Here is a 1,895-nt window from a genome sequence, read left to right on the forward strand (position 1 = left end):
CGCGCGACGTTGACCGGCGAGCCGGCCTCCATCCGCCACACGCGTTCGACGGAGACCGGCGTATCGCCCGGCCACACGGGAGTGGCGGGGCTGACAGGCGGCGAGATGTCCCAGAGGGTGTCCATGGCATGACGATTCGGTGAGTCGATCCTTCGAATGATAGGTGGACGCTCGTCGAAAGTGCTTGCGAAATAAACATGGACAATCCGCCGGATTGGCAGATAATTCGACTCAGAGGGAAAACGGGGACCAAAAATGCACGCGATCACGCTCGATGCCACCGACTGCCGGATTCTGGCGGTCCTGCAGGAAGAGGGCAGAATCAGCAATCTCGACCTGGCGGAACGCATTTCGCTTTCGCCATCCGCCTGTCTGCGCCGCATGCGCCTGCTCGAGGAGCAGGGCGTGATCGAGCACTATCGCGCGTGCCTGAGCCGCGAGAAGCTCGGCTTCGAGCTCGAGGCGTTCGTGCAGGTGTCGATGCGCAACGAAGAAAATCAATGGCACGAGCGCTTCGCGGAAGCGCTGCGCGAATGGCCGGAGGTGGTCGGCGCGTTCGTCGTGACGGGCGAAAGCCACTATCTGCTGCGCGTGCTCGCGCACAACCTCAAGCACTATTCGGATTTCGTGCTGAACCGGCTCTACAAGGCGCCGGGCGTGATGGACATCCGTTCGAACATCGTGCTGCAGACGCTGAAGGATGAAGCCGGCGCGCCGGTCGGGCTGGCGCGCACGGGGGCGATCAAAGCGGTGTAAGGCCGTGGAAGCCGCCGCCGTGGAACACGAGCGGCGCTTCGACGTTCGGCACGCGGACGCCGCAGCGCTCCACTTCGCCGACGAAGATCACATGATCGCCTTCGTCGTAGCGGCTGCGGTTGTGGCACTCGAACCACGCGAGCGCGCCGTCGAGTACCGGCATCCCGGAGTTACCGGCCGCATGCGCGATGCCTTCGAAGCGGTCGCCCTTGTAGCTCGAGAAGCGCTTGCACAGGTCGAGCTGCGACGCGGCGAGCACGTTCACCACGTAATGACTGTTGCTGCGGAACACCGGCGTCGACGCCGATTTGTGCGCGAGGCTCCATAGCACGAGCGGCGGATCGAGCGACACGGAGTTGAACGAACTCGCGGTGATGCCGATCAGCTGCCCGGACGGCGCCTGTGTCGTGATGACGGTCACGCCCGTCGCGAACTGGCCGAGTGCCTGGCGGAACGCGGTCACGTCGAAATCCGGCGGAGTGGCGCGGCTCATCGGGCGGCCATCCGGAACGAAACGGGCGGGCACGGCGCGCGGCGGGTGCAACGGGCGGGGTGGACGAAAGGCGACAAGGCGGTCGGGGCGGAAGTGGTGCGCATGGCCCGATTTTAGCGGAATCGGGGCCGCCGGGCCCGGCCAGGCGGCGCAATGCGGGGATAGGGTGACGTAGCGAACACTGCGGCGCGCTGCCGGATGCGCGATTGCGTGCGTCTGGCCCGGCCGTTCTGTCGCGTTTTTTGTGCGGTGTCGCCGCTGCGGCCGGCACCGCGGTGCCCCCTGCCATCGACACCCGGGTTATCGCGCCGCCGCCAGTCCGAGCGACAGCGCGCCCGTCACGATCAGGCTCGACGCCCACACGGCATCGAGATTGAACCAGCTCCGCGACACGAATTTCAGCCCGAGATAGCGGTACACGAGCCACGCGAGCCCGCCGCCGGCGCCGATCATCGCGATCGCATGCACGGCCGCGACGACCAGCGCCATCCCGAGATGCGCATCGACGAGCGTGGCCGCCGCGCGGTGGCCGGCGTCCCGGTCGAGCCCGCACAACCCGAGGTAGATCGGCACCAGCATCAGCCCCGCGCCATGCGCGATCGCGACCGCGAACGACCACAGGCCGAGCCGGGCGGGCGGAATCCGC

General features: G+C 67.1%; 2 protein-coding genes and 2 pseudogenes. 1 reads left to right on the forward strand and 3 read right to left on the reverse strand.

The window, feature by feature from the left end; all coding sequences use genetic code 11:
- Window positions 1-281, reverse strand: a pseudogene (locus JYJ84_RS38140) (arylformamidase); the annotation flags it as partial.
- Here JYJ84_RS38140 and JYJ84_RS35530 point away from each other — a divergent pair.
- The gene (locus tag JYJ84_RS35530; RefSeq protein ID WP_006477992.1) at window positions 256-756 is read left to right on the forward strand and encodes an Lrp/AsnC family transcriptional regulator; all 501 of its coding nucleotides are present in this window, start codon (window positions 256-258) and stop codon (window positions 754-756) included. The pseudogene JYJ84_RS38140 and the gene JYJ84_RS35530 overlap by 26 nt on opposite strands.
- Here the strand turns inward: JYJ84_RS35530 and JYJ84_RS35535 are convergent.
- Both JYJ84_RS35535 and JYJ84_RS35540 read right to left on the reverse strand, forming a co-directional pair.
- On the reverse strand, window positions 743-1,249 hold the full coding sequence (locus JYJ84_RS35535; protein WP_122946135.1) for a flavin reductase family protein: 507 nt from the start codon (window positions 1,247-1,249) through the stop codon (window positions 743-745). The two genes, JYJ84_RS35530 and JYJ84_RS35535, sit on opposite strands and share 14 nt — an antisense overlap.
- Before the next feature lie 300 nt (window positions 1,250-1,549).
- Window positions 1,550-1,895 (reverse strand): annotated as a pseudogene (locus JYJ84_RS35540) (hypothetical protein); the annotation flags it as partial.

Origin of the sequence: Burkholderia sp. LMG 13014, assembly GCF_905232215.1 — a bacterium.
Taxonomy (GTDB): domain Bacteria; phylum Pseudomonadota; class Gammaproteobacteria; order Burkholderiales; family Burkholderiaceae; genus Burkholderia.